We start from the raw sequence: 319 nt of genomic DNA, 5'->3' as shown, positions 1-319 counted from the left end.
CTAACCAACTGAACTACCGCTCCGTTGCTTGCGCAACTGGTGGTGCATGTCCGGGATGGTGGGCGCTGAGAGGCTCGAACTCCCGACCTAAGCCTTGTAAGGGCTCCGCTCTACCAACTGAGCTAAGCGCCCATCTGGACCATGCTCGATATGTGTCAGCATATCGTTTTACTACTCAAACTGGCGGAGCGGACGGGACTCGAACCCGCGACCCCCGGCGTGACAGGCCGGTATTCTAACCAACTGAACTACCGCTCCGTGCTTTCGCAACTGGGCTTCATTTATCCGTGTTCTTTAGATGGTGGGCGCTGAGAGGCTC

General features: G+C 57.1%; 2 tRNA genes. Both read right to left on the bottom strand.

What is annotated here, in order from left to right:
• Positions 1–56: 56 nt before the first annotated feature.
• Positions 57–132 (bottom strand) — tRNA-Val (locus AC6H42_RS17175).
• 49 nt (positions 133–181) lie between these two features.
• Positions 182–258 (bottom strand) — tRNA-Asp (locus AC6H42_RS17170).
• Positions 259–319: the final 61 nt, after the last annotated feature.

It is taken from the genome of Massilia sp. NBRC 108631 (assembly GCF_059704565.1).
The sequence above is the reverse complement of the archived record's forward strand: the minus strand, read 5'-3'. Positions and strand labels throughout refer to the sequence as shown.